This window comes from Pseudomonas sp. BF-R-26 (assembly GCF_019947395.1).
Lineage (GTDB): Bacteria > Pseudomonadota > Gammaproteobacteria > Pseudomonadales > Pseudomonadaceae > Aquipseudomonas > Aquipseudomonas farris.
The window spans coordinates 175602-201183 of the sequence record NZ_JAGYGK010000001.1; the positions used below are offsets into that span (position 1 = coordinate 175602).

General features: G+C 59.1%; 20 protein-coding genes. 8 read left to right on the plus strand and 12 right to left on the minus strand.

All coding sequences use genetic code 11. From position 1 onward, the window contains the following. Nucleotides 1–42: 42 nt before the first annotated feature. Nucleotides 43–525: an acyl-CoA thioesterase gene (locus KGB18_RS00860; RefSeq protein WP_007896533.1), complete on the minus strand. Its 483-nt coding sequence runs from the start codon at nucleotides 523–525 to the stop codon at nucleotides 43–45. Nucleotides 526–721: 196 nt separating this feature from the next. On the opposite strand from KGB18_RS00860, the gene KGB18_RS00865 reads away from it, so the two are divergent. Continuing rightward, complete coding sequence (locus KGB18_RS00865; RefSeq protein ID WP_123720135.1) at nucleotides 722–2485, plus strand: cation:proton antiporter; 1764 nt, start codon at nucleotides 722–724, stop codon at nucleotides 2483–2485. Between the two features lie 156 nt (nucleotides 2486–2641). Here KGB18_RS00865 and KGB18_RS00870 read toward each other — a convergent pair whose 3' ends face one another. The 3 genes from KGB18_RS00870 to uvrD form a co-directional block, all read right to left on the minus strand. Beyond that, nucleotides 2642–3049, minus strand: coding sequence for an SMI1/KNR4 family protein (locus tag KGB18_RS00870; RefSeq protein WP_008007803.1), 408 nt, complete (start codon nucleotides 3047–3049; stop codon nucleotides 2642–2644). Nucleotides 3050–3185: 136 nt separating this feature from the next. Next, nucleotides 3186–4061: a Tim44 domain-containing protein gene (locus tag KGB18_RS00875; protein ID WP_123720136.1), complete on the minus strand. Its 876-nt coding sequence runs from the start codon at nucleotides 4059–4061 to the stop codon at nucleotides 3186–3188. 313 nt (nucleotides 4062–4374) lie between these two features. Next, nucleotides 4375–6558 (minus strand): DNA helicase II, encoded by a 2184-nt coding sequence (gene uvrD, locus KGB18_RS00880; protein ID WP_123720137.1) that lies wholly within the window; start codon nucleotides 6556–6558, stop codon nucleotides 4375–4377. Between the two features lie 257 nt (nucleotides 6559–6815). Here uvrD and KGB18_RS00885 point away from each other — a divergent pair, with 257 nt between their 5' ends. The 3 genes from KGB18_RS00885 to KGB18_RS00895 all read left to right on the plus strand — a co-directional run bounded on the left by KGB18_RS00885 (nucleotide 6816) and on the right by KGB18_RS00895 (nucleotide 11188). Next, nucleotides 6816–9689 (plus strand): EAL domain-containing protein, encoded by a 2874-nt coding sequence (locus tag KGB18_RS00885; protein WP_123720138.1) that lies wholly within the window; start codon nucleotides 6816–6818, stop codon nucleotides 9687–9689. Between the two features lie 169 nt (nucleotides 9690–9858). Beyond that, nucleotides 9859–10725: a transcriptional regulator HexR gene (gene hexR / locus KGB18_RS00890; RefSeq protein ID WP_007896526.1), complete on the plus strand. Its 867-nt coding sequence runs from the start codon at nucleotides 9859–9861 to the stop codon at nucleotides 10723–10725. A 250-nt stretch (nucleotides 10726–10975) separates the two neighbouring features. Beyond that, nucleotides 10976–11188 (plus strand): PA3496 family putative envelope integrity protein, encoded by a 213-nt coding sequence (locus KGB18_RS00895; protein ID WP_123357127.1) that lies wholly within the window; start codon nucleotides 10976–10978, stop codon nucleotides 11186–11188. Here the strand turns inward: KGB18_RS00895 and KGB18_RS00900 are convergent. After that, nucleotides 11130–12092, minus strand: coding sequence for a LysR family transcriptional regulator (locus KGB18_RS00900; RefSeq protein ID WP_123357128.1), 963 nt, complete (start codon nucleotides 12090–12092; stop codon nucleotides 11130–11132). The genes KGB18_RS00895 and KGB18_RS00900 overlap by 59 nt on opposite strands. Nucleotides 12093–12282: 190 nt before the next feature. Between KGB18_RS00900 and KGB18_RS00905 the strand changes: the two genes are divergently transcribed. Both KGB18_RS00905 and oadA read left to right on the plus strand, forming a co-directional pair. Next, nucleotides 12283–13698 (plus strand): acetyl-CoA carboxylase biotin carboxylase subunit, encoded by a 1416-nt coding sequence (locus KGB18_RS00905; protein ID WP_007896523.1) that lies wholly within the window; start codon nucleotides 12283–12285, stop codon nucleotides 13696–13698. An 11-nt stretch (nucleotides 13699–13709) separates the two neighbouring features. After that, nucleotides 13710–15533 (plus strand): sodium-extruding oxaloacetate decarboxylase subunit alpha, encoded by a 1824-nt coding sequence (gene oadA / locus KGB18_RS00910; RefSeq protein ID WP_123720139.1) that lies wholly within the window; start codon nucleotides 13710–13712, stop codon nucleotides 15531–15533. Nucleotides 15534–15792: 259 nt separating this feature from the next. Here the strand turns inward: oadA and KGB18_RS00915 are convergent, their stop codons facing one another. The 3 genes from KGB18_RS00915 to KGB18_RS00925 form a co-directional block, all read right to left on the minus strand. After that, a complete protein-coding gene (locus tag KGB18_RS00915; protein ID WP_123720140.1) occupies nucleotides 15793–17931 on the minus strand; it encodes an autotransporter domain-containing protein in 2139 nt (712 codons plus the stop codon). 318 nt (nucleotides 17932–18249) lie between these two features. Next, nucleotides 18250–19086, minus strand: coding sequence for an amino acid ABC transporter permease (locus KGB18_RS00920; protein ID WP_052966075.1), 837 nt, complete (start codon nucleotides 19084–19086; stop codon nucleotides 18250–18252). Further along, the gene (locus KGB18_RS00925) at nucleotides 19083–19904 is read right to left on the minus strand and encodes an ABC transporter substrate-binding protein (RefSeq protein WP_123495702.1); all 822 of its coding nucleotides are present in this window, start codon (nucleotides 19902–19904) and stop codon (nucleotides 19083–19085) included. Before KGB18_RS00925 ends, KGB18_RS00920 begins: the two co-directional genes overlap by 4 nt. 111 nt (nucleotides 19905–20015) lie before the next feature. On the opposite strand from KGB18_RS00925, the gene KGB18_RS00930 reads away from it, so the two are divergent. After that, nucleotides 20016–20915, plus strand: a complete 900-nt coding sequence (locus KGB18_RS00930) for a homocysteine S-methyltransferase family protein (protein WP_123720320.1) — start codon at nucleotides 20016–20018, stop codon at nucleotides 20913–20915. Between the two features lie 121 nt (nucleotides 20916–21036). Here KGB18_RS00930 and KGB18_RS00935 read toward each other — a convergent pair whose 3' ends face one another. From KGB18_RS00935 to KGB18_RS00945, 3 genes are read right to left on the minus strand one after another with little or no spacing between them, the layout of a single operon-like run. Continuing rightward, nucleotides 21037–21708 (minus strand): GNAT family N-acetyltransferase, encoded by a 672-nt coding sequence (locus KGB18_RS00935; protein ID WP_052966078.1) that lies wholly within the window; start codon nucleotides 21706–21708, stop codon nucleotides 21037–21039. A 17-nt stretch (nucleotides 21709–21725) separates the two neighbouring features. Continuing rightward, a complete protein-coding gene (locus KGB18_RS00940) occupies nucleotides 21726–22172 on the minus strand; it encodes a GNAT family N-acetyltransferase (RefSeq protein WP_095052345.1) in 447 nt (148 codons plus the stop codon). Between the two features lie 9 nt (nucleotides 22173–22181). Further along, nucleotides 22182–22805, minus strand: coding sequence for an FMN-binding negative transcriptional regulator (locus KGB18_RS00945; RefSeq protein WP_123720141.1), 624 nt, complete (start codon nucleotides 22803–22805; stop codon nucleotides 22182–22184). Nucleotides 22806–22895: 90 nt separating this feature from the next. On the opposite strand from KGB18_RS00945, the gene KGB18_RS00950 reads away from it, so the two are divergent. Continuing rightward, nucleotides 22896–24449, plus strand: a complete 1554-nt coding sequence (locus KGB18_RS00950; RefSeq protein WP_123720142.1) for a PLP-dependent aminotransferase family protein — start codon at nucleotides 22896–22898, stop codon at nucleotides 24447–24449. A gap of 15 nt (nucleotides 24450–24464) precedes the next feature. Here the strand turns inward: KGB18_RS00950 and KGB18_RS00955 are convergent, their stop codons facing one another. Then, nucleotides 24465–25580 carry a polyamine ABC transporter substrate-binding protein gene (locus KGB18_RS00955; protein ID WP_123720143.1) on the minus strand — a complete coding sequence of 372 codons (1116 nt, stop codon included), beginning with the start codon at nucleotides 25578–25580 and terminating at the stop codon, nucleotides 24465–24467. Between the last annotated feature and the right edge of the window lie 2 nt (nucleotides 25581–25582).

Genomic DNA, 25582 nt, shown 5'->3' on the forward strand with positions numbered 1-25582 from the left:
TGCTCGCGATAGCGATCTGAAGAGCGCTGGATAACTGTCTGCTCAGGCGTCGCCCTTGATGTCCTGATAACGTTTTTCCAGTTCCTGACGAATCTGCCGACGCTGCTGGGCCTGCATGTACCGACGCTTGTCTTCACTGTTCTGCGGTTGCAGCGGCGGGACTGCGGCCGGTTTGCGCTGGTCATCCACCGCGACCATGGTGAAGAAGCAGCTGTTGGTGTGGCGCACCGAGCGCTCGCGGATGTTCTCGGTCACGACCTTGATGCCCACCTCCATCGAGGTGTTGCCGGTGTAGTTGACCGAGGCCAGAAAAGTCACCAGTTCACCGACGTGAATCGGCTCGCGGAAGATCACCTGATCCACCGACAGGGTCACCACATAGCGGCCGGCATAGCGGCTGGCGCAGGCGTAGGCCACTTCATCGAGGTATTTGAGCAGGGTGCCGCCGTGGACATTGCCAGAGAAATTGGCCATGTCGGGGGTCATCAATACCGTCATCGACAGCTGGGCGTTTCCGGGTTCCATAACGTACTCACGGGTTCAAGGCAGGATTCGGGGTTACACCTCTACGGGTGCTTGGTTTTTCAAACCAACAGTTATCGGGACGCCGGGCGGGGGGGCGCCGTCACGCCCGAATCTATCTGTTTCCATATATTGCACCGTCTTCCCGTCGGAAGTCGCGATGTTACCCTTCAAAAGCCCACCCAAGGAGCCACACGCCATGCATGCCATCAGCTTCATTCAGGATCTGGCAGTGATCATGTTGATCGCGGGTGTGGTGACCGTGCTCTTTCATCGTTTCAAACAGCCGGTGGTACTTGGCTACATCGTCGCCGGTTTCATCATCGGCCCGCACACGCCGCCGTTCAGCCTGATCCACGACGAAGCAACCATCAAGACCCTCGCCGAGCTCGGGGTGGTTTTCCTGATGTTCTGCCTGGGCCTGGAGTTCAGCCTGCGCAAGCTGTTCAAGGTTGGCGCCACAGCGTTCATTGCCGCCTTCCTGGAAATCGTCCTGATGATCTGGATCGGCTACGAAATCGGCCGCTGGTTCGACTGGAATACCATGGACTCGCTGTTCCTCGGCGCGATCCTGGCGATTTCCTCGACCACCATCATCGTCAAGGCGCTCAATGATCTGAAGATGAAGAACGAGCGTTTTGCCCAGCTGATCTTCGGCGTGTTGATCGTCGAAGACATCCTCGGTATCGGCATCATCGCGTTGCTGTCGAGCATCGCGGTCAGCGGCACCGTCAGTTCCGGCGAAGTGTTTTCCACGGTCGGCAAGCTTTCACTGTTCATGATTGTCGCACTGGTTATAGGCATTCTGCTGGTGCCCCGACTGCTGGCCTATGTGGCCAAATTTGAAAGCAACGAGATGCTGCTCATCACTGTACTGGGCCTGTGTTTTGGTTTCTGCCTGCTGGTGGTCAAGCTTGAATACAGCATGGTCCTCGGCGCGTTCCTGATCGGCGCGATCATGGCTGAATCGCGGCAACTGCTGAAGATCGAGCAGTTGATCGAGCCGGTTCGCGACCTGTTCAGTGCGATTTTCTTCGTCGCCATCGGCCTGATGCTCGACCCGATGATCCTGCTGCAATACGCCTGGCCGATCGCGGTGATCACCGTGGCTGTGGTGCTGGGAAAGATGTTGTCCTGCGGCCTCGGTGCCTTTATCGCCGGCAATGACGGACGCACCTCACTGCGCGTGGGGATGGGGCTTTCACAGATTGGCGAATTCTCTTTCATCATCGCGGCGTTGGGCATGACGCTGCAGGTCACCAGCAACTTTCTCTACCCGGTGGCGGTGGCCGTCTCGGTGATCACCACGCTGTTGACGCCGTATCTGATTCGCGCGGCTGATCCGCTGTCGATCAAGCTTGCTGCGGTGATGCCGCAACGTCTGAGCCGTGTGCTGGGGATGTATGGCGAATGGCTGCGCAGCATTCAGCCTCAGGGTGAGGGCGCACTGTTGGCGTCGATGATTCGGCGGATTCTGTTGCAGGTTGGGGTCAATCTGGCGTTGGTGATTGCGATCTTTCTCTCGGGCGCGTTCTTCGCCGAGCGCTTGTCCGTTTACCTACAGGACTGGATCAGCGATCCGAGCTGGCAGAAAGCGTTGATCTGGGGTGGGGCGTTGCTGTTGTCACTGCCATTCCTGATCGCCGCTTATCGCAAGCTCAAGGCGCTGTCGATGTTGCTGGCAGAGATGGGTGTGAAGCCGGAAATGGCCGGCCGCCACACACAGCGAGTGCGTCGGGTGATCGCCGAAGTGATCCCGATACTCTCGCTGTTAGTGATCTTCCTGCTGCTGGCAGTCTTGTCGGCCAGTATTCTGCCGACCAACAAGTTGCTGGTGCTGATCGTCATAGTCGCGGCCGCGGTGGCGGCGCTGCTTTGGCGCTGGTTCATTCGCGTGCATACGCGGATGCAGGTGGCCTTGCTGGAAACGCTGGACAATCACAAGGACTCCTCAAGCCACTGAGACCTCTGTAGCAGCTGCCGAAGGCTGCGTTCGACTGCGCAGCAGCCGCAAGTCAGGCAATGAGGAGTTTCAGGGTTACCGAGTCGCAGGGTCTACGACTGCTTCGCAGCCGAACGCAGGCTGCGCCAGCTGCTACAGGCTACAAGTCGAGCTCAATCAGCTTTCCAGCCAGACGTCTCGCGCCCAGTGCCAGACCGATTCCCAGGTTTCTTCGGCAATAAGCTCTTCTTCGGCCAGCCACAGCACCACGGTGCCGTCTTCTTCGACCAGGTAGTAATTGTCACCGTCCTGGCAGATCGGAATCATGCTGCGATCAACGCCAGCGTCCCAGGCGTTGGCGGCAACGTCTGGCAGGTAGGTGTGGGACTGCGGATCGGTGACGGTCACCGGCTCCAGGCTGCCGTAGACCACGTCGCTGACGGTCAGCAAAAATTCTCTGAAGACGAACGGGATGTCGATGAACAGTTGCTCTTCGATTTCCACAATCTGATCTTCGTCAGGCAATTCCAAGGGGACCGGTACCGGTTCGTTGGCTTCACGCAGTTGTTCGATGATTTCTTCCACGTCCGGGATCCTCTTGCTTGATGGCGCGGTTTAGTTGGGGCGGTTTATACAGTAGCTCGCTATAGATGCAACCGCGAAATAGAAAACCCCGGCCGAGGCCGGGGTTTTATTACAACAGGTGAAACGCGGGAAGTGATCAGCCGTTCTGGCGGATACCGGCCACCAGCCAAGGCTGGTTTTCGCCCTGTGGACGTTCCATGTTCCAGCTTTCGCTGAACACTTCGCCCTGGTCGAAACGCGAGGACTTCGACACGCCGCTGAAGGTCAGGGTGGCGATGGTCTTGTCCGCACGGTCATCAACGCCGTCCAGTTGTACCTGGAGGTTATCGATGTAGGTCGACTGGAAGCCGTCGCCCAGGTCAGCACGTTCGCGCTTGAGGAACTCCAGCAGTTGCGGAGTCACGAACTCGGCGATCTTGTCCATTTCGTTGGCGTCCCAATGTTGCTGCAGGGACTGGAAGTGGTTGCGGGCCGCTTCAATGAAGTTGTGTTCATTGAACCAGGCTGGCGCGTTGATCACCGGACGAGCGGCAGCAGGTGCAGCCGAGCCACCGAAGATCGAACCCATGGCTGATGGTTTCTGTTCGAACACTTCACGCTGCATCGGCGCGCCGGCTGGAGCCATGTGCTCCTGCTGCTTGCGACGACGAGCGGCGATGAAACGGAAGACCAGGAAGGCGATGACCGCCATGATCAGGATGTCGAAGATCTGCATGCCCTGGAAGCCGTCGCCCATGAACATGGAGGCCAGCAGGCCACCGGCAGCGATACCGGCCAGAGGGCCGAGCCAGCGCGAAGCACCGCTGGCCTTGGTAGCGGCGCCAGCAGCACCGGCCGCGCCCGCAGTGGCAGCAGCGCCGCCTGCAGCAGAAGAAGGAGCCATTTGGCTGGTCTGGTGAGTCGGCGCAGCGCCGGAGCTCTTGCCGCCACCAAAGCGCTTGGCGGCATTGGCGTCGAGGCTCATCGTCAGGCCAATGCACAACGCCATGGCGATGCTAAGAAAACGTTTCATAAAGGGAATTCCCATTTGTGGAAGGCACGCGCGCCATGTTGCACAGCTGAAGTGTTACTGGCTAGCGGCAGAGTGTTTCGGGCTTTTGCCTGACAGGTTGTGTTCAGCTTCAGTCAGCGCAATAAGGCCTGTTAACTTTGGTCTGTAGGACGAGTGTATGAGTTCTGTAGGAAAAGCGACCAGCGCCACTACGCGATCAAACTGTGGGAGCGAGCCTGCTCTCGATAGTCGCACCGCGGAACAACAGAAACACCGCGTCATCGTTCATCGCGAGCAGGCTCGCTCCCACAGAAATGCGCCCTGACGGTCGCCTTTAAACGGCTTCCAGCTTGGCGTAACCCAGCATCAACCACTTGCTGCCCTCGCTGAAGTTCACCTGTACCCGCGCCTGAGCGCCGGCACCTTCGAAATTCAGGATCACACCATCGCCGAACACCGAATGCCGCACAGTCTGGCCGAGGCTGAACCCGGTGTCCGGGATCTCGCTGCCGCCGAACAGGCTGCTGGAGCTCTGCTGCTGGCCACCGCCGAACGGACGGCTGACGCTGTTGGACAGCCGCACTTCCTGGATCAGGCCTTTCGGCACTTCACGTACGAAACGCGACACCTTGTTGTAGGTCTCGCTACCGTACAGGCGTCGGGTTTCAGCATAAGTCAGCACCAGATTCTGCATCGCCCGGGTGATACCGACGTAGGCCAGGCGGCGTTCCTCTTCAAGACGGCCGGGTTCTTCCAGGCTCATCTTGTGCGGAAACAGGCCTTCTTCCATGCCCACCAGGAACACGTAAGGGAATTCCAGGCCCTTGGCGCTGTGCAGGGTCATCAACTGAATGCTGTCTTCGTGTTCGTCGGCCTGGGTATCTCCGGCCTCCAGCGAGGCGTGACCGAGGAACGCCGCCAATGGCGACTGCTCTTCATCCTCTTCCGGGTTTTCGAAGTTACGCGCGGCGCTGACCAGTTCCTCAAGGTTTTCTACCCGGGCCTGGCCTTTCTCGCCTTTTTCCGCCTGATGGTAGGCAATCAGCCCCGATTGCTCGATCACGGTTTGGGTCATCAAATGCAGCGGCATTTCCAGGCACTTGGCGGCGAGGTCGTCAATCAGCTCCATAAACGCCCCTAGGGCGCCGGCAGCACGGCCAGTCAGGCCTTTGTTGGCCACCAGCTGACGCATGGCTTCCCACATTGACACATGGCTGTGGCGTGCATGATCGCGGATGGCTTCGACGGTTTTTTCGCCAATTCCACGGGCCGGAACGTTGATCACCCGCTCCAGGGCCGCGTCGTTGCCACGGCCTTCCAGCAAACGCAGGTACGCCATGGCGTTCTTGATTTCTGCCCGTTCGAAGAAGCGCTGGCCGCCATAAATGCGGTACGGAATGCGCTCGCGCAGCAAGGCTTCTTCCAAAACGCGTGATTGGGCGTTGGAGCGGTACAAAATCGCGATATCGCTGCGGGCCAAGCCGGTTTTCAGCGCGCTTTCGATGGTTTCAACCACGTAGCGTGCTTCGTCGTGCTCGTTGAAGGCGGCGTACAGATTGATTGCTTCGCCTTCGCCGCCATCGGTCCACAACTCTTTGCCCATGCGCCCGGTGTTGTTGGCGATCAGGGCGTTGGCGGCCTTGAGGATCCCGGCTGTGGAGCGGTAGTTTTGCTCCAGACGAATGATCTGGGCATCCGGGAAGTCGTCGGAATACTGATAAATGTTCTCGATTTTCGCGCCACGCCAGCCATAGATCGACTGATCGTCGTCGCCGACCACCATCAGGCTGTCGCCACCCTTGGCCAGCAGGCGCAACCAGGCGTACTGCACGGCGTTGGTGTCCTGGAACTCGTCCACCAGAATGTGCCGGAAGCGCTTCTGATAATGGGCGAGCAGTCCCGGGTTATCGCGCCACAGATCAAGGGCGCGCAGCAGCAGTTCAGAGAAGTCGATGACGCCGGCGCGCAGGCAAGCAGCCTCATAGGCTTCATAAATGCTGCGCATGGTCGCCAGGAACAGATCGCCGCTGGCTTGAATATGTTGCGGACGCAGACCTTCGTCTTTCTGCCCGTTGATGAACCACTGGGCCTGTCGGACCGGCCAGCGTTGCTCGTCCAGGCCCAGCTCGCGGATCACCCGCTTGACCAACCGTTGCTGGTCGTCACTGTCGAGAATCTGGAAGGTCTGGCTCAGGCCGGCTTCCTGCCAGTGCGCCCGCAGCAAGCGGTGCGCCAGGCCGTGGAAGGTGCCGACCCACATGCCGGCCGGGTTGATACCCATCAGCTGCTCGATGCGATGACGCATCTCGGCAGCGGCCTTGTTGGTGAAGGTCACCGACAGAATGGAGTGGGGCGAGGCGTTTTCGACCTGGATCAACCAGGCGATACGGTGCACCAGCACTCGGGTTTTACCGGAGCCAGCACCGGCCAGGACCAACTGACGACCCACGGAGGCAGCTACGGCCTGACGTTGGGCATCGTTGAGGGAGTTCAGCAGAAGGGAGAGATCATCGCGCATCGGGGCATTCTAGGGTGCGCCGTCACACCGGGCAAACCGAGCTTTGCATTAGCCGATGAAAGAAGCACCGATGACGACCGGTCGGTCACCGGCTGCAAGCATTGGCGGAGCTCGTCTGGCGGCTTTTTTGCCGAGGTGGGCGGCTCAAACTTTCGTCTATTTTATGACCTTGGGCTGTTTGGTCCGGGCATTTGCTTGTGTATGCTCCGTGCACAATTCGGGCTCGCATGCTCACTATAAGAACAAGAACATTGCCTATGACCCTCAGCTCCGACCTGTCGGGCCCCTCTGTGGAGCCCCGGGTTATCCGCAAGCAGTACGCCATGGAAATGGCGGTCGAACGCACGCGCCTGCTGTACCAAGGCTCGCTGTTGCCTACGCTGTTCATGCTGATCAACGGTCTGGTGTGCGCCGGCTTGCTCTGGAGCCCACAGCGTTACTTCGTGGTCAGCGTCTGGTTGATCTGGTTATTGTCGCTGGTGGCGTTGCGGGTGATTCAGGTCGCAGCCTTCGATTCGGCGATTCCCAACCGTCAGGCTCATCCGGTCTGGCGTCGCATGTTCATGCTTGGTTCTGCCATGACTGGCCTGACCCTGGCCGGTGCTGGCATCGCGTTAGTGCCCGCTGACAATTTCATGCAGCAAGCCTGGGTGTTCGGCCTGATCGGCGCCGCGGCCCTCTCGGCCAGCGTCGCTTATGCCGTCAGCCTGCCGGCTTTTCTGTCCTTTACCTTGCCCTGTCTATTGCCGGCCATCGGCTATCTGTTCTGGGGCGGCGATGAGCAAGAACAGGGCTGGGGCTGGTTTGGCCTGATTTTGCTGGGTTCGTTGAGCGTGGTCGCCTGGCAGGTCAATCGGCTGATTAACCAAGGGCTGCTGCGACGCTTTCAAAATCAGGCCCTGATCGAGCATTTGCAGCAGGCGCAAAGTCGCAGCGATCAGCTCAACCACGAACTGGCCAAGGAAATCGACCAGCGTCGCCGCGCCGAAGACGAATTACGTGAAACTCAGGTCGACCTCGAAAATCGGGTTGCCCAACGCAGTCTGGAGCTGGACGCCGCCAACCAGGCCTTGAGCAAGAGCGAAGCGCGGCTGGCGCTGGCGTTGAAGGCGAGCGAACTCGGGCTGTGGGACTGGAACCTGCAGACAGACGAAGTCCATCACACCCAACTCCAGGAGCTGTTTGGCCTGGAGCCGGAATTCGTGACAGCCATGCTCCGCCACCTCAAGCCCAGGCTGCACCCCGACGACTTGCCATCGCTGAAGCGGGCGCTGGTCGAGCATTTGAAGGGTCGCAGCGAGGATTATCAGATCGAGTATCGGGTACGGCATGGCGATGGCCATTGGGTCTGGATCGAGGACCGTGGTCGAGCGGTGGAGCGCGCCGAGAACGGCCGGGTGATCCGCATGGTCGGTACCCGCCGCGATATCAGCGCCAGCAAGGGCCTGGAAGAACAGCGCCAACTGGCGGCGACAGTGTTCGAGGCGGCCAGCGAAGGCATTGTGATTTTCGACCCGAATTACGCGCTGATTGCCGTCAATCAGGCCTTCAGCCGAGTGACCGGCTACGACATCGACGACATGCTCGGGCGCAACGTGGTCGATTTGCCCTGCAGCCGCGATGCCCGCCGGCATTACACCGCGATTCATCAGGCGCTGGAACAGCACGGTAGTTGGCAAGGTGAGTTGGTCGAAACGCGCAAGAATGGCGAGTTGTATCCGCAATGGCTGCAATTGAATGCCGTGCGCGATGCGCGGGGAAATGTGAGTCATATTGTCGGCTTCTTCGCCGATCTATCCGCTCGACGTGAATCCGAAGAGCGCATGCGCTACCTCACCCATTACGACGAACTCACAGGATTGGCCAACCGTTCGTTGTTCCGCGAACGGCTGCGCGAGGCTCATCAGCGGGTGCGTCAGGGCGGTCGGCGCAGCCTGGCGTTGCTGCACATCAATCTGGACCGTTTCAAGCTGCTCAACGATAGCCTCGGCCACGAAATCGCCGATGAACTGTTGCAGAAAATGTCCCGCCGCCTGGTCAATGCGCTGCCGGAAGCGGACACCATTGCCCGGTTGTCCGGCGATGAATTTGCGGTGCTGTTCGATGCCTATGGCAACCTGTCGAGCCTGGCGCGCGTAGCGACCCGATTGTCGGCCAAGCTGCGTTTGCCAGTCACCGTCGAGGGGCATGAATTGGTGGTGAGCGCGTCCATGGGCATCAGCCTGTTGCCGGACACCGCGCGGGAGATTTCCGCGCTGGTCAGCCAGTCGAACATGGCCATGCAGCATGCCAAACACTTGGGCGGCAACAACTTCCAGTTCTATACAGACAGCCTGCAAGCCAGCACGCTCGAGCGTTTGCAGCTCGAGAACCAGTTGCGCAAAGCCATCGAAGAAAAGCAGCTGAAAGTGTTTTATCAACCGAAACTCTGCCTCGCCACCGGCCGGCTGAATGCCGCCGAGGCGTTGGTACGCTGGAATCACCCGACCCTGGGCCAGGTACCGCCGGGGGATTTCATCGGTCTGGCCGAGGAAACCGGGCTGATCGGCGCTATCGGCGAGTTCGTTTTGCGCCAGGCCTGTTGGCAAGCTTGTGAATGGCAGCGTCAGGGACTGGAGCCGATTCGGGTGTCGGTCAACCTGTCGGTGCATCAACTGCGTCAGGGAAAACTGGTCAGCCTGGTGCGCCAGGTGCTGGAGGAAACCGGTCTGGCGCCGCATTACCTGGAACTGGAACTCACCGAAAGCCAGTTGCTGGACAGCGTCGAGCACATCATTGCGACCTTCCAGCAGTTGCGCGACCTTGGGGTGAAACTGGCAATCGACGATTTTGGCACTGGCTATTCGTCTCTCAGCTATCTCAAGCGCATCCCCGTGGACTACGTGAAAATCGATCAGGCATTTATCCGCGGTCTGGGGGAGAGCAGCGAGGATGCGGCGATCACCCGGGCGATCATCGCCATGGCCCATGGTCTGTCGCTGAAAGTGGTGGCTGAAGGCGTCGAGCGACCGGAGCAGCTGGAGTTTCTGAAGACCGAGCGCTGCGATGAAGTGCAGGGCTATTGGGTCAGCCGTCCTGTTGAAGCCGCCGACCTGGCCGAGCTTTTACGTCGCGACGCCAACCCTTTGTAGCTGCAGGCTTCGCCAGCTGCTACAACGACCGAGAGGGCTACATGGAGTGCATGTCGCATGAAATGGGGACATTGAGTTACGCATTGAGCAGGCAAAAAGCCGATTCATGTAGTATAACTACAAGCGTGCTACATCCCCGGCGCCTGCCAATAACAAAGAGTCCACCCCTTTGAATCTGCTGCAACACATCGCCCAGTCACGCCACCTGTTACGCAAGTCGGAGCTCAAGGTCGCCGACCACGTGCTGCTTGACCCTGCGGCGGTGATGCACAGTTCCATGGCCGACCTGGCCCACAGCGTGGGCATCAGCGAGCCGACCATCGTGCGGTTTTGCCGCGCCATCGGTTGCTCCGGGTTTCAGGATTTGAAGTTGAAACTGGCGCAGAGCCTGGCGGCCGGCGCGAGTTTCGGGCAGTTCGCGATCCATGAAGATGATTCGGTCGCCGACTACAGCCTGAAGATCTTCGACACCACCCTGCACACCCTGATGGAGGTTCGCGAGAAACTCGATCCGGTGGAGTTGCAGAGGGCGGTGTCGCTGATGTCTCAGGCCCAGCGTGTCGAGTTCTATGGATTCGGTGCTTCGGGCGCAGTGGCGGCGGATGCCCAGCACAAGTTCTTCCGTTTGCTGCTGACTGCAGCGGCGTATTCCGACCCGCACATGCAGGCGATGTCGGCGGTCACCCTGAAGCCGAGCGACGTGGCGATCTGCATTTCCCAGTCGGGGCGTTCCAAGGACCTGTTGATCACGGCCAACCTTGTGCGCGAAAGCGGCGCTTCGTTGATCACTTTGTGCCCGAGCCAGACACCGTTGGCTGAGCTGTCGACCGTCAACCTGGCGATCGACGTGCATGAAGACACCGAAATCTACACGCCGCTGACGTCGCGCATTGCGCACCTGGTGGTGATCGATGTGCTGGCGATGGGCGTGGCCATGGCCCGCGGTCCGAGCCTGGTCAATCACCTGAAAAGCGTCAAGCGCAGCCTTCGCAGCTTGCGGCTGTCGCCCAAGTCAGTAAAAGCGCTGGACGATTGAGCCCGATCTGACATTGCCGGAAGGTCGTTCCGACCTTTTCGCGGGCAAGCCCGCTCCCACAAGGATCGGCTGTGTTGCATAGAATGAGTGAACACCATCGATCCCTGTGGGAGCGGGCTTGCCCGCGAAGGCGTCCTCAAAAACACCCCTGTCATCTGCCAATGTTCACACGTCTGTAACCCTCCCGCCGCCAAACCGTCATCCCTCGCACCTATCTTGTAACTCCCGTACTCGCCTTGGGAGACTCGAAATGGCTCAGCCCTACGAAGAACGCAACAGCGCCGTCAAAACCCGTCGTCAGCAAGAAGATCAGCGCCGCATGGAATTTCGCCGCGCCATCGAAGACCGCTGCGAACGCCGTCAGCTACTGGCCGAAATTGGCGATTTTCCTGAAGACCTCGAACTCAACTATTGGCAGGCAGCACCGGTAGCTTCCCGTCGAAACGCTCAACCAACGCGCTGATCTGCGCCCGTTCGCTGCGGATAAACGCAAGGAATGCGTGGGCCACCGGCGATAGCCGTTTGGCCTTGGCCTGCACCAGGCACCAGCTACGGAACAGCGGCAGCTCTTCGACCGGCAGCTCAATCAGGGCGCCGGTCGCCAACTCAAGGTTCAGGGCGTGGCGCGTCAACAGCGCCAGGCCCAGACCCGCCAATACGCATTCACGCTGAGCTTCGGCCGAGGCGACCTCCTGGGTCTGGGTGAAGTGCACGCGTTTCTCTTTGAAATACTCGTCGCACGCCAATCGTGTACCGGAACCGGGTTCGCGCAACAGCAGCGTGTAGGGTTCCAGATCCTGCAAGCGCAACGGTCCCATATGGCACAGCGGATGATCCGGCGGTGCTACAGCGACAATCGGATTGTTGAGGAACGGCAGGAATTCCAGCCCCATGTCTTGTGGGACCATCGACATGATCACCAAGTCATCACGGTTATCCGACAGGCGCCGAATGACCTGGCCACGGTTGACCACGGTCAAGTGCAGGTTCACTTCGGGATGCTGGCGTTTGAAGGCGGCAAACAGGTGCGGCACGAAATACTTGGCGCTGGATTCCACCGCCAGCTTCAGCTGACCCTGCAATGAGCCTTGCATGTCCGACAGCTGCATATCGAGGTTTTCCAGGCGCCCGAAAATGTCCCGACTGGCGCGCTGCAGTGCTTCGGCCGCCTCGGTCATGTAGAGTTTTTTGCCGACGTAATCGAATAAAGGTTGGCCGATCAGCTCTTCGAGTTGACGAATCTGTAGGCTCACGGCAGGTTGTGTGAGAGACATTTCGTCGGCAGCGCGGCTGTAGGACCTTAAGTCGCACACCTCATTGAAGATCTGCAATTGACGCAATGTCATACGCATCAATGACTTACGCATTTTCTAGAGATCCTGAGCGGAGGCTGATGCCTCAACTATAAGTCTTTGCTTATGTGTAACCCAATTATTATTCATTTTTGTTAATCCCTTGCGAAGGCTAGTGTGGAGCTGCGACTGAATTGAAACATTTGGTCACGCGTCGACCTGGTTTGACAGGTCGTGAGTACCACCGGCTCAAGGGAACCTCCAAGTGATAAAAAAGATCCTGATCGCCAACCGTGGTGAGATTGCCGTACGAATCGTGCGTGCCTGCGCCGAAATGGGCATTCGCTCGGTCGCGATCTATTCCGACGCCGACCGCCATGCCTTGCATGTGAAGCGTGCGGACGAGGCCCACAGCATCGGTGCTGAACCACTGGCCGGCTATCTGAACCCGCGCAAGCTGGTGAACCTGGCGGTGGAAACCGGTTGCGATGCGTTGCACCCCGGTTACGGCTTCCTTTCGGAAAATGCCGAGCTGGCGGACATCTGCGCCGAACGCGGTATCAAATTCATTGGTCCATCGGCTGAAGTGATTCGCCGCATGGGCGACAAGACCGAAGCTCGCCGCAGCATGATCAAGGCCGGCGTACCGGTCACCCCGGGTACCGAAGGCAACGTGTCGGGCATCGAAGAAGCCCTGACCGAAGGTGACCGCATCGGTTACCCGGTGATGCTCAAGGCCACATCCGGCGGTGGCGGTCGCGGCATTCGTCGCTGCAACAGTCGCGAAGAACTCGAACAAGCCTTTCCACGGGTCATTTCCGAAGCCACCAAGGCTTTCGGTTCGGCAGAAGTGTTCCTGGAAAAATGCATCGTCAATCCGAAACACATCGAAGCGCAGATTCTCGGCGACAGCTTTGGCAACGTGGTGCACCTGTTCGAGCGTGATTGCTCGATCCAGCGTCGCAACCAGAAGCTGATCGAGATCGCTCCGAGCCCGCAACTGACCCCGGAACAGCGCGCCTACATCGGCGACCTGTCGGTGCGCGCGGCCAAGGCTGTGGGTTACGAGAACGCCGGCACCGTGGAGTTCCTGCTCGCCGAGGGCGAGGTGTACTTCATGGAGATGAACACCCGGGTGCAGGTGGAACACACCATCACCGAAGAAATCACCGGCATCGACATTGTTCGCGAGCAGATTCGCATCGCGTCCGGCCTGCCGCTTTCGGTGAAACAGGAAGACATCCAGCACCGCGGTTTCGCGCTGCAGTTCCGGATCAACGCCGAAGACCCGAAAAACAACTTCCTGCCGAGCTTCGGCAAGATCACCCGTTACTACGCGCCCGGCGGTCCTGGCGTGCGCACCGACACAGCGATCTATACCGGCTACACCATTCCGCCGTTCTACGACTCGATGTGCCTGAAACTGGTGGTCTGGGCGCTGACCTGGGAAGAAGCGATGGACCGTGGCTTGCGTGCCCTTGACGACATGCGTCTGCAAGGGGTCAAGACCACTGCCGCGTACTACCAGGAAATCCTGCGTAACCCGGAATTCCGTAGCGGCCAGTTCAACACCAGCTTCGTTGAAAGCCACCCTGAACTGACCAACTACTCGATCAAGCGCAAACCCGAAGAGCTGGCCCTGGCCATCGCCGCCGCCATCGCCGCCCACGCAGGCCTGTGAGGAATATTCCAATGTCCAAGACCCCTGATTCTAAAAAGATACACGTTACCGACACAATCCTGCGCGACGCCCACCAATCGCTGCTCGCCACCCGTATGCGCACCGAAGACATGCTGCCTATCTGCGACAAGCTCGACAAAGTCGGCTACTGGTCGCTGGAATGCTGGGGCGGCGCGACCTTCGACGCCTGCGTACGCTTCCTGAAAGAAGACCCGTGGGAGCGTCTGCGCCAACTGCGCGCGGCCTTGCCTAACACGCGTCTGCAAATGCTCCTGCGTGGCCAGAACCTGCTGGGCTACCGCCACTACAGCGACGACGTGGTCAAAGCCTTCGTTGCCAAGGCTGCGGTCAACGGCATCGACGTGTTCCGCATTTTCGACGCGATGAACGACGTGCGTAACCTGCGAGTTGCCATCGAAGCGGTGAAGGCTGCCGGCAAACACGCTCAGGGCACCATCGCCTACACCACCAGCCCAGTGCACACCATTGACGCGTTCGTGGCGCAAGCCAGGCAAATGGAAGCCATGGGATGTGATTCCGTGGCGATCAAAGACATGGCCGGCCTGTTGACCCCGTACGCCACTGGCGAACTGGTCAAGGCATTGAAATCCGAGCAATCGCTGCCTGTGTTCATTCACTCGCACGACACCGCTGGCATGGCCACGATGTGCCAACTCAAGGCCATCGAAAACGGCGCCGATCACATTGACACCGCGATCTCCAGCTTCGCTTCCGGTACCAGCCATCCAGGCACCGAATCGATGGTCGCTGCTCTTAAAGGCAGCGAATACGACACCGGCCTGAACCTGGAACTGCTGCAGGAAATCGGCTTGTACTTCTACGCCGTGCGCAAGAAGTACCACCAGTTCGAAAGCGAGTTCACCGCCGTCGATACCCGTGTTCAAGTCAACCAGGTACCGGGCGGGATGATTTCCAACCTGGCCAACCAGTTGAAAGAGCAGGGCGCGCTGAACCGCATGAGCGAAGTGCTGGCGGAGATCCCGCGCGTTCGTGAAGACCTCGGCTTCCCGCCGCTGGTGACCCCGACCTCGCAGATCGTTGGCACCCAGGCGTTCTTCAACGTGCTGGCCGGCGAGCGCTACAAGACCATCACCAACGAAGTGAAGCTCTACCTGCAAGGCGGCTACGGCAAAGCGCCGGGCACCGTGAACGAAAAACTGCGTCGTCAGGCGATCGGCAGCGAAGAAGTGATCGACGTCCGTCCAGCTGACCTGCTCAAGCCGGAAATGACCAAGCTGCGTGCCGAAATCGGCGCCGTGGCCAAGTCTGAAGAAGACGTGCTGACCTACGCCATGTTCCCGGACATCGGCCGCAAGTTCCTCGAAGAACGCGCAGCCGGCACCCTCACACCAGAGGTGCTGTTGCCAATTCCGGAAGCGGGCGGCGTGGCGTCGGCCGGCGGCGAAGGCGTGCCGACCGAGTTCGTCATCGACGTTCACGGCGAAACCTACCGCGTCGACATCACCGGTGTCGGCGTCAAGTCGGAAGGCAAGCGCCACTTCTATCTGTCCATCGACGGCATGCCGGAAGAAGTGGTGTTCGAACCACTCAACGAATTCGTCAGCGGCGGTAGCAGCAAGCGCAAGCAAGCCACTGCACCGGGCCACGTCAGCACCACCATGCCAGGCAACATCGTCGATGTGCTGGTCAAGGAAGGCGACACCGTGAAAGCCGGCCAAGCCGTGCTGATCACCGAAGCGATGAAGATGGAAACCGAAGTCCAATCGGCCATCGCCGGCAAAGTCACCGCCATCCACGTGGCCAAGGGCGACCGGGTGAACCCGGGCGAGATTCTGATCGAGATCGAAGGCTGAGTTAACAGCCTCGATATACCGTTTTAAACCTCGGGGGGGCATGTGCTCCCCTTTTTTTTCGCCCGATGTTCAACCTGCCAAATGTAGGAGCGACCTGTGGCGAGGGGGCTCGCCCCCGTTCGGCTGCGAAGCAGTCGTAAACCCGTTAAATGCTGTTCAACTTTAAAATGCGGGGGGCGCTTCGCGACCCGACGGGGGCAAGCCCCCTCGCCACATAGGCTCGCTCCCACAGGTTCTGTATTAAGTCAGGACGGCTTTATCAGAATGCCATCCGCCACTGCCCCATCACGCCATGATTGCGGCTATCACTGGCGATTTCGCCGGTGAGGCCAACACCCACTGTATGGTTTGTCGAAACCCCAAGATCCAGTCCTGCATCGAGCATCAAGCTGTCGCGATCCAGCTCCGCACCGTAAACGGTGTAATCATTACCGCCGTTGACCAGTCGTTGGCGGTTTTTGGTGTCGACCTCACCGTACGTGTGTTTCCAGCCGGCACTGAATCGCGGCGTCAGTTGCATGCCGTTATCCAGCGTGTTGACCTTCGCCAGACGCAGGCCAAAGGTGCTGTTCATGTTGCTTTGGGCTTGCTCATGGACTTTCAGCGCCGCTGCACCGCCTTTTTCTGTGTAGCTGTCGCGCTGATAGCGTTGGTAGCCGAGGCTGGCGAACGGTTCGATGCTGACGTTAGTGCGGCCCAGGTTGTAACCCACCTCGGCGAAGGCTTGCTGGGTGCTGGCGTCGTAGCTGCCCTTGGGGCGGTCGCTGAAGCCAGCAAAGGCTATCCGGCGTGCGTTGCTGCCATCGTGACCGCTATAAGTCGCGCCAAGGCGCAGTGACATCGGACCGTTCTGACGCAACGCATAGACACCCAAATGCCAGCTGTCGAGATCTCCGTCGAGTTCGCTGCTCTCCAGGCGAGTCCGCGATTTGCCGCCCATCAGCCCCAAGCGCCATTCCTCATCGATTCTCCAATCCGCACCCAGCAACAGGCCCTCGGTTGTGTGCTGCAGGGGATAAACGTCGCGATCCAGTTTCCCGTTATGCCCAAGTGCTTGTAGCCAGACTCTGCCATTGTCTTCACTGCCGGCAGCCAGGCGTGGTGCGTTGTTTCGCCTGCCTGGATTGCTGTAGGCACTGGTGCTATCCAGCTGGCGTATGGCTGAGAGCATGCTGGAACCCACCGGACTATCACTGGCCAGCGTCGCCTTGGCGAGGTTCGCATTGCTGTCGCCGGCCAGCAGCTCGATGGCCTGTGAAGCTGTTTCCTTGTTGGAAGCGAGCAGGGCGGTAACGGCGGCATTGGATGGCTGTTGAGCCACAGGAGCGTTTTCCGTGCGGGTAGGTGACGGCGCGGCTGGACTGATTGGTTCCTTCAGACTGCGAGCAAATTCTCGACCGTTTTCGGTGGTCGCAACGCTCTCGAATGGCACCTCGTTGCGTGCGTAAGTCAGGACGACTTCTCTCTCGGGGTACTGCAGGCTAGGAGTCATGAACGCGAGATTGTTTTCAATGGTTCCGAATTTGCCCTCCACGAAGTTTTCGGCCCTGATGATCGTGTGCTGGCCGCTTTGCGGGTAGTCACCGGGGGCAGCGACGAGCTTCAGGGTTGCATCGCCGAGGGTGGCGGTACCCTTGACGTTGATGGTCTCGCCAGGAGCGTTGGCAGTAATTCCATAGACTAATACGGCTGTATTGGACAGTTTCAGGTCACCCGCTACCGTCGGGGCTCCGTGTAAATTGTCGACGTTAAGACGGCCTCGTACTGCCAGACCACCGACGCTGCCATCACCGGCAAAACTGCCTTGCTCGCTGACGTCGACGTTACCTCCGATAATGCCCCGGTTGGTCAGGCTGCCTGTGGAAAGCACGAAGGCGTCGTCGCCAATGTTGCCTTTGTTTTCCACGCGGCCCAACGTCAGGACTTTGCCCTCAATATGACCTTCATTGATCAGTGCTGCGTTGGGTCTTACCAGTGCGCCGATAGAGAAATCTGTACTTTTGAGGGTCCAGTTTCCCTGCTTGACCTCCAGTCCATTGATGTTCCGGGTTTCACCCAGCGTGCCTCCTTTCGGAGCATCGAGTTGCAGGACATTGGTTCCGCCCCCGCCATCCAATAGTCCGCTAAAACTTCCCCGGGGGAGAACAGTGATCAGATCATCTGCATCGGTCAGTTGAAGTGCTGGCTCGTTCTTTCCTTTGTATCCCTTGGCGACTGGGGTCCGAAGCGTTCCTGGATCGTTGATGAAAGCATCGAGTGTCATGATCAGATCATCCGGTGTTTCAACCGGGGTGGGCGCTTCAGGGATCTGCTGGGCAATTGCGAAATCAGCACAGCCCAGCGCAATCGCAATCGCTAAAGGCAGGTGATGTGGTCGGTATTTGTGTTGAACGGGCATCGAGTACAGCCTCTCTTGAATAGAGGCCAAACTCTAAGAGGGAGGCTATAGGTGCCGATGTCAGCTGCTTCCGACGGGCTTGCGGGGAGTGTCAGATGGTTGTGTAGAAAATGGCCAGCCGCTTGAAACCGGCTGATTTTATCTGTTCGCGCTGATGCTTTTTCTTACATCGAATCAAGATACGGGGGCTATCGCATTGACGAAAACGTATCTGCTGTACATTAAAGATCAAAAGATCGCAGCCTTCGGCAGCTCCTACTTCGGGTCGACGTACACCCGGTAGGAGCTGCCGAAGGCTGCGATCTTTTGGCTTTTAACCTAGCTACGGCTCAAATACGCCTTCCCGTAATGCCGCTCCATCCGCGCCTGAATCAGCTCCAATCCAATCGACATCAACCAATAAATAATCGCCGCCGTCGTGAGCATCTCGATATAGCGATAGCTCGAGCGCCCATACGATTGCGCCAGGAACATCACTTCCCAAACCCCCATCACCGAAATCAGTGATGAGTCCTTGAGCATGGAGATGAACTGGTTGGTGGTGGGCGGGATGATGGTGCGCATGGCCTGGGGCAGGGTGACGCGCCAGAAGATCACGGTTTCGCGCATGCCCAGGGCCAATGATGCTTCGCGTTGGCCATGGGGGACGCCGAGGATGCCGGCGCGGAAGATTTCGCTCAGGTAGGCGCCGTAGTTCAGCGACAGGGCGATGATGCCGGCGGCAATGGCGCCGGGCACAATGCCGAGTTGTGGCAGGCCGAGGTAGATCAGCAGAATCTGAATCAGCAGCGGTGTGCCGCGAAAAAACGAGGCATAGAAGCTCGCGATACCGAACGCCACCGCACTTTTCGACAGCCGAGCCAACGCCGTGATGAAGCCCAACAGCGATGACGTCACGATTGAGCACAGGCACAAGAACAACGTCAGCGCTGCGCCTTGCAGAAAGCCGTTGGGCGCCAGGTGCAGGCCGATCAGGTTCGGCAGTTTGTCGAGGATGATCGAGAACTTCAGGTCGAAGCTCAGGAAGAAACTCGCGAACAAGCCGAACATCGCTGCCCAGGTCAGGTACAGCCGGGTACGGAAGCCGAAGACCCGTTGCAGTAATGACTCAGCCACTGGTTGTGGCGGCTGAGGTGGTTTGGGGAAAGAAGTCATTTGCTGATGTCGGCACCGATCCATTTTTGCGACAGTTTGCTCAAGGTGCCGTCCTGTTTCAGCTGGGCAAACACATCACGTACTTTGGCGTCCCACTGGGCGTCGCCTTTTTCGATGGCCACCGAGTTCGGCTCCGAATACAGCGGCTCACCGGCGAGCTTGAAGCGCTTGTCTTCGTTCAGGCGCGGTTGGGCAGTGACAAGGTTGGTGAGGATCGCGTCCAGACGTACGCCAGCACCCAGGCCCAAATCCTGGAACGCGACGTTGTCGGTGTCATACGGGGCGATCTGCACATTCTCGAACGGGTACTGCAATTGGGTGTCTTCGGCGCCTTCGATCACCAGATTTTTGTTCAGGTAGCTTTCATAGCTCGAGGCGCTGGTGAGGCCGACTTTTTTACCGCTCAGGTCCTTGGCGCTGTGAATGCTGTCGTCCTTGGCGTTGACCACGATCACCGCAGGGGAGGCGTAGTACTCGACCGGGAAGTCGAAGACTTCGGCGCGGGCTTTGCTCGGGGTCATGGAGCAGATGCAGATGTCGTAACGCCCGCTCCAGCGACCGGCGGCGATCACATCCCAGGACGGCGTTTCGAGGCGCAGCTTGACGCCCAGTTTGTCCGCCACGGCCTTGGCCACGTCGACGTCGAAACCATCGAGCTGGTTTTGATCGTTGAGGAACGAGAAGGGCGGATAGCTTTCCATCAACACACCCACCAGTTCTTTCTTTTGCTCGATGCGATCCAGAGTAGCGCCCGCAAAGGCTTGGGTAGAGGCAGCCAGAATCGTCAGGCCCAGGGCCAGCAGTGGTTGAAATTTCACAGTTGATCCCTGAAAAAAAGAGGTTGTTATTAACCGGGTGGTGCGTATTAAATAGTTATAAGAAGGACTCTGATAGTGAGTTATTTTCATAAGCTTATGAGTGAAAAGAATATGGGCGCAGGCAGCACGGTAATTCTGGATGGCGGCATGGGTCGTGAGCTGCAACGCCGAGGGGCGCCGTTCAGGCAGCCTGAATGGTCCGCGCTAGCTTTAAGCGAAGCGCCGCAAGCTGTGGAGGCCGTGCACGCGGCTTATATCGAAAGCGGTGCCAACGTGATCACTAGCAACAGTTATGCGGTGGTGCCGTTCCATATTGGCGAAGAGCGTTTTGCCGCTGAGGGTCAGGCGCTCGCGGCATTGGCTGGTGAGCTGGCCCGTCGTGCAGTCGATGCGGCGGGCAAACCGGTGCGCGTGGCCGGTTCATTGCCGCCGTTGTTCGGCTCCTATCGCCCGGACCTGTTTGATGCCGCGCGGGTAACTGAGCTGCTGACGCCTCTGGTCAATGGCCTGGCGCCTCATGTCGACCTGTGGCTGGCCGAAACCCAGAGCTCGATTATCGAGGCCCGGGCGATCCATGCCGGACTGCCGAAGGACGGCAAGCCGTTCTGGCTGTCGTTTACCTTGAAGGATGAAGACACTGACGAAGTGCCGCGTCTGCGTTCCGGTGAGCCCGTGGCTGAGGCTGCCGCGGTGGCGGCTGAGTTGGGCGTCGAAACTTTGCTGTTCAACTGCAGCCAGCCAGAAGTGATCGGCGCTGCGATTGATGCGACGCGGGAAACCTTCGAACGCTTGGGGGTGAAGATTCACATCGGCGCGTACGCCAATGCCTTCCCGCCGCAGCCGAAAGAGGCCACGGCCAATGACGGTCTGGACCCGTTGCGCGACGATCTCGACCCACCGGGTTATCTGCAATGGGCGGCCGATTGGCAGAAGCGTGGGGCCAGCCATTTGGGCGGTTGCTGCGGGATCGGGCCGGAGCATATTGCGGTGTTGGCCCAGAAGTTAGCGTGATGCCATTCGCGAGCAGGCTCGCTCCCACATTAGATCTTCAGTGAATACGTATATTGTGTTCGACAACGATCCAATGTGGGAGCGAGCCTGCTCGCGATAGCGTCCGTCCGGGCGCCGAAGATTACTGGCGGCACTCAACCAGAGTTTTCACCTGCCCCGATTCCGTCTGGTTCTCATCGGACAGCCACCGCTCGAACCCCGCGCCAATCGCTGGCCACTCCGAATCCAGAATCGAATACCACGCCGTGTCTCGGTTCTGACCCTTGACCACCATGTGCTGACGGAACACCCCTTCAAAACTGAACCCCAACCGCTCCGCCGCATACTTGGAACGGGCATTGCCGTTGTTGCACTTCCATTCCAGGCGCCGATAACCCAAGGCAAAGGATTCCCTGGCCAGCAGGTAAACCGCCTCGGTACTTTTTGGTGAACGTTGCATCGGCGCGCCGAAGGTCACATGGCCGATTTCGATGCGGCCCTGAGAAGGGACAATCGACATCAGGCTGAGGATGCCTTGGACGTCGCCGCTGGCTCGGTCGATCACCGTGAAGAAATACGGGTCGCTGTTGGCCGCATGGTTGTTCAGCCAATCGTTGAACGCGCTGCGCTCCGGGAAAGGACCATAGGGCAAATAGTCCCAGAGTTTCGGATCCGAGCCCGGGCCTTCGAGGGCTTTCCACAAGCCGTCGGCGTGACGCGCCGGGTCAAGTTTTTCCAGGCGGATGAAACGCCCTTCGATCAGTTGAACCGAGGGTGGTGGAACACCTTTCCAGTCCGCGAGTGAAGTCGACATGCTGCTCTCCTTGAACCTTATAGGGCGTGGCGAAACTGGATGAAACCGGGACGTTCGGCGATGCGCTCATATAGCTGGATCGCGGTGGCGTTGGTTTCGTGGGTCAGCCAATGAACCTTGCAGCAGCCATCGGCCTTGGCCGTGGTGTAGACGAATTCGATCAGTTGCCGACCGACACCGGTGCCGCGTGTTTCTGGTGTCACCAGCAAGTCTTGCAGGTAGCAGGAGTTTTCGATGCTCCAGTTCGAGCGGTGGTAGATGAAATGCACCATGCCCACCGCTTTGCCATCGGCCCAGGCCAGCGCCGCATGGGTCGGTTCGCTCGGATCGAGCAGGCGCTGCCAGGTGCTCTGGGTGACTGCGTCGGGCAATTCGGTGTTGTAGAAGCGCAAGTAGGCTTGCCACAACGGCAGCCAGGCAGCGTGATCGTCGGTGGTGACCTGGCGGATGTCGATCTGACTCATGTGGGTTCCTTAACGCATCAAGTGGGCGAGGGCCTGGTCGTGCGCATCAGGGCTGGCGGCCAGCCCCTCGCGCACACCGGCGATGTCTGCAGCATTGCGGTTCTGGCTGAGCTTGCGCTTGCCCTCCAGACGCTGGATCGGCAAGGCAAAGCCGACGATGGCCTTGAGCATGCCGTCAATGTAGTCGGTGGGGGCGTCGGCGACCTTCCATGGTTTAGCGCGGCCCGATTCATGACGGTCAGTCAGGCCGCTGACCAGATTGCGCAAGCGGTCGGGGTCGCTGAAAACTTCGGCAGCACCGTAAGCGTGCACGGCGACGTAGTTCCAGGTTGGCACGACTTTGCCGTGCTCGGCTTTGCTCGGGTAAAACCCCGGGCTGACGTAAGCATCGGCACCGGCAAAAATCACCAGCGCCTCGGCGCCGTTCTGCAATTCCCGCCATTGTGGATTGGCCCGGGCGAAGTGCCCGTAGAGGGTGCCATTCGGGCCATGGTCGACATTCAGCAGCAGCGGCAGATGACTGGCTTGCAGGCCCTGCTCACCGTGGGTGACCAAAACAGCAAGGCGAGTGCCGAGTATCTGCTGATGCAGTTCATTCAAATCATCGATGGCGAAATTGCTGGGCGTGTACATGGAAAATTTCCTTGGCGAATGCCTGCATCCTAGGCAGGCTATTGGTCTGTTGTAAGAGCCATTAATGACCAATTTCATAGGTCCATTACCATGTCGAATCCGCCGCTTCCCTCGTCGTTCAATCCCGCAGGTATCGAACTCGACCGCCGTCAGGGCCTGAGTCGTCAGCTTTATCAGGCGCTGCGGGTGCGAGTGCTCGACGGACGACTGGCCAGCGGCACACGACTGCCAGCCAGTCGAGATTTGGCGGCGGCGTTATCGATTTCCCGTAACAGCGTGGTCCGTGCCTACGATCAGCTTTACGCTGAGGGCTTCATCGAGGGGCGTGTTGGCGACGGGACTTATGTCGCGCAATTGCCTCAAGCCGCGGTGTCGGTGAAAAAATTATCCACAAAAGTATCCACAGGGTTTTCAACAGGGTTACCCACAGCCTTATCCACAAATTGGCTGGATTTACCTGTGGTTTCATCCAGTAAAGTTATCCACAGCGGTGCTCTGGACCGGGTTGAAAAGAACCATTTGACCTTGCCTCCCAGTGGTCCACCTCGGGCATTTCGTGTCGGCGTTCCAGCCTTCGATCTATTTCCTTTCGAGGTCTGGGCCAAGCTGAACGCGGCTTTCTGGCGTAAGCCGGATTTAGAGAAACTGTGTTACGGCGACCCAGCGGGTGATGCACGATTGCGAGGGCTGATTGCTGCGTATTTGCGCAGTTCGAGGGGCATGCAGTGCTCGGCTGAGCAAATAGTGATCACCAGTGGCGCGCAACAGGGGATTAGCCTTTGTGCACAGTTGCTGGTGGAGCCTGGCGACGGGGTGGGCATTGAAAATCCGGGGTATCAAGCGGCGGGTCATGCGTTCGCTGTAGCCGGCGCGCGATTGCACGGGATAGCGGTGGACAGTGAGGGCATTGATTGCACCGAATTGGCGGGGCTCAGCGATTGTCGATTGGCTTACGTCACGCCGTCGCATCAGTACCCGACCGGGGTGGTCATGAGTCTGGCGCGACGTCTTGAATTGTTGGCCTGGGCCGAACGCACCCAAGGCTGGATCGTCGAGGATGACTACGATGGCGAATACCGTTACAGCGGCGCGCCGCTGGCGCCGTTGGCTGCACTGGATCGGCAGGGGCGAGTGCTGTATGTCGGAACCTTCGGCAAGGTCGCATTCCCGGCATTAAGACTGGGTTACCTGGTGTTGCCGCCCGGATTGGTTGAGGCGTTCTCCCAGCGTCGTGCGGTGGACATGCGGCACTCGGAGGTCAGCACTCAAGCGGTAATGGCTGAGTTCATGGCGGCCGGGCATTTCCAGCGACACATCCGGCGTATGCGCCGTGCTGCGTTGAGTCGGCGTAACGTCTTGCTCAATGGCTGGCCTGTGGATATCCCGGGCGTCGGTAAGCTGCCCAGTGTGGCGGCCGGTTTGCACCTGACGGTACGTGTCGACAGCGTGGCTCGTGAGCGCGAATTGATCGAACAAGCCACCAGCGTCGGGGTGGAGGTCAATGGTTTGAGCAGTTATTGGCTGCCAGACACGACGCTCCCCGAGGACCAGCGCGCGGGGCTGGTCCTGGGGTTCGCTGCAGTGCCGGAGACGGCTATCGAATCGGCACTGGCGAGGCTCAAAGAGATCTGGAGCCCGGTGTGAGCCGCGCCACCCGGATCAGGTGCCGGACTTGATCTTGGTCCAGGCGCGGGTCCGTGCCCGTTCGGCATCGCGAGGCAATGGTTGCAGGGTGTAGAGGCTGCTCATTGCCGCTTCTGTCGGGTACAGGTTCGGGTTGTTGCGAATCGCCGGGTCGACCATTTCCGTGGCGTCCTTGTTCGGGTTCGGGTAGCCGACGAAATCGCTGACCGGTGCGATGACCTGGGGTTGCAGTAAGTAGTTGATGAAGGTGTAGGCGTCTTCCGGGTTTTTCGCGCCTTTGGGGATCGCCAGCATGTCGAACCAGATCGGCGCGCCTTCTTTGGGCAGGCGCATGTCGACGATCACGCCATTCTTGGCTTCCTTGGCACGGTTGGCGGCCTGGGAGAAGCTGCCGGAGTAACCGACCGCTACGCAGATGTCACCGTTGGCAATGTCGGCCATGTACTTGGACGAATGGAAATAGGTGATGTACGGACGAATCTTCATCAGCAGCGCTTCAGCCTTGGCGTAGTCCGCCGGCTTCTTGCTGTTGGGGTCCAGGCCCAGGTGTTGCAGGGCCAGCGGCAGGATCTCTGACGGCGAGTCGAGCAGGGCTACGCCGCACTGCTTGAGCTTGCTGATGTTCTCTTCCTTGAAGATCAGGTCCCAGCTGTCCACCGGTGCGTTGTCGCCTAACGCTGCTTTGACCTTGTCCGGGTTGAAACCGATCAGAATGGTCCCGTACATGTACGGCACGGCGAATTTGTTACCCGGGTCGTTGGCTTCGATCAACTTCATCAGCTTCGGATCGAGGTGGTTCCAGTTCGGCAGTTTGCTGCGGTCCAGCGGCTGGAACACCCCGGCTTCGATCTGCTTGGCGAGGAACACGTTGGACGGCACCACCACGTCGTAGCCAGAGTTGCCGGTCAGCAACTTGGCCTCCAGCGCTTCGTTGGTGTCGAAGATGTCGTAGACCAGTTTGGTCTGGGTGTTCTGCGCCTTGAAATCTTCCAGCGCCTTGGGGGTGATGTAGTCGAACCAGTTGTACACCCGCAATGTGCGTTCTTCAGCGTGCACCGCACCACTGAGCAACGTGGCGCATAGCACTGTGGGCAAGAGCGTTGGCGCGATAAAGCGCTTGAGTCGATTCATTG

Excerpts from the sequence above, each read along its gene's own strand:
- KGB18_RS00860 (WP_007896533.1), bottom strand. The coding sequence starts at position 525 with ATGGAACCCGGAAACGCCCAGCTGTCGATGACGGTATTGATGACCCCC.
- KGB18_RS00865 (WP_123720135.1), top strand. The coding sequence starts at position 722 with ATGCATGCCATCAGCTTCATTCAGGATCTGGCAGTGATCATGTTGATC.
- KGB18_RS00875 (WP_123720136.1), bottom strand. The coding sequence starts at position 4,061 with ATGAAACGTTTTCTTAGCATCGCCATGGCGTTGTGCATTGGCCTGACG.
- uvrD (WP_123720137.1), bottom strand. The coding sequence starts at position 6,558 with ATGCGCGATGATCTCTCCCTTCTGCTGAACTCCCTCAACGATGCCCAA.
- KGB18_RS00885 (WP_123720138.1), top strand. The coding sequence starts at position 6,816 with ATGACCCTCAGCTCCGACCTGTCGGGCCCCTCTGTGGAGCCCCGGGTT.
- KGB18_RS00895 (WP_123357127.1), top strand. The coding sequence starts at position 10,976 with ATGGCTCAGCCCTACGAAGAACGCAACAGCGCCGTCAAAACCCGTCGT.
- KGB18_RS00900 (WP_123357128.1), bottom strand. The coding sequence starts at position 12,092 with ATGCGTAAGTCATTGATGCGTATGACATTGCGTCAATTGCAGATCTTC.
- oadA (WP_123720139.1), top strand. The coding sequence starts at position 13,710 with ATGTCCAAGACCCCTGATTCTAAAAAGATACACGTTACCGACACAATC.
- KGB18_RS00915 (WP_123720140.1), bottom strand. The coding sequence starts at position 17,931 with ATGCCCGTTCAACACAAATACCGACCACATCACCTGCCTTTAGCGATT.
- KGB18_RS00920 (WP_052966075.1), bottom strand. The coding sequence starts at position 19,086 with ATGACTTCTTTCCCCAAACCACCTCAGCCGCCACAACCAGTGGCTGAG.
- KGB18_RS00930 (WP_123720320.1), top strand. The coding sequence starts at position 20,016 with ATGGGCGCAGGCAGCACGGTAATTCTGGATGGCGGCATGGGTCGTGAG.
- KGB18_RS00935 (WP_052966078.1), bottom strand. The coding sequence starts at position 21,708 with ATGTCGACTTCACTCGCGGACTGGAAAGGTGTTCCACCACCCTCGGTT.
- KGB18_RS00940 (WP_095052345.1), bottom strand. The coding sequence starts at position 22,172 with ATGAGTCAGATCGACATCCGCCAGGTCACCACCGACGATCACGCTGCC.
- KGB18_RS00945 (WP_123720141.1), bottom strand. The coding sequence starts at position 22,805 with ATGTACACGCCCAGCAATTTCGCCATCGATGATTTGAATGAACTGCAT.
- KGB18_RS00950 (WP_123720142.1), top strand. The coding sequence starts at position 22,896 with ATGTCGAATCCGCCGCTTCCCTCGTCGTTCAATCCCGCAGGTATCGAA.
- KGB18_RS00955 (WP_123720143.1), bottom strand. The coding sequence starts at position 25,580 with ATGAATCGACTCAAGCGCTTTATCGCGCCAACGCTCTTGCCCACAGTG.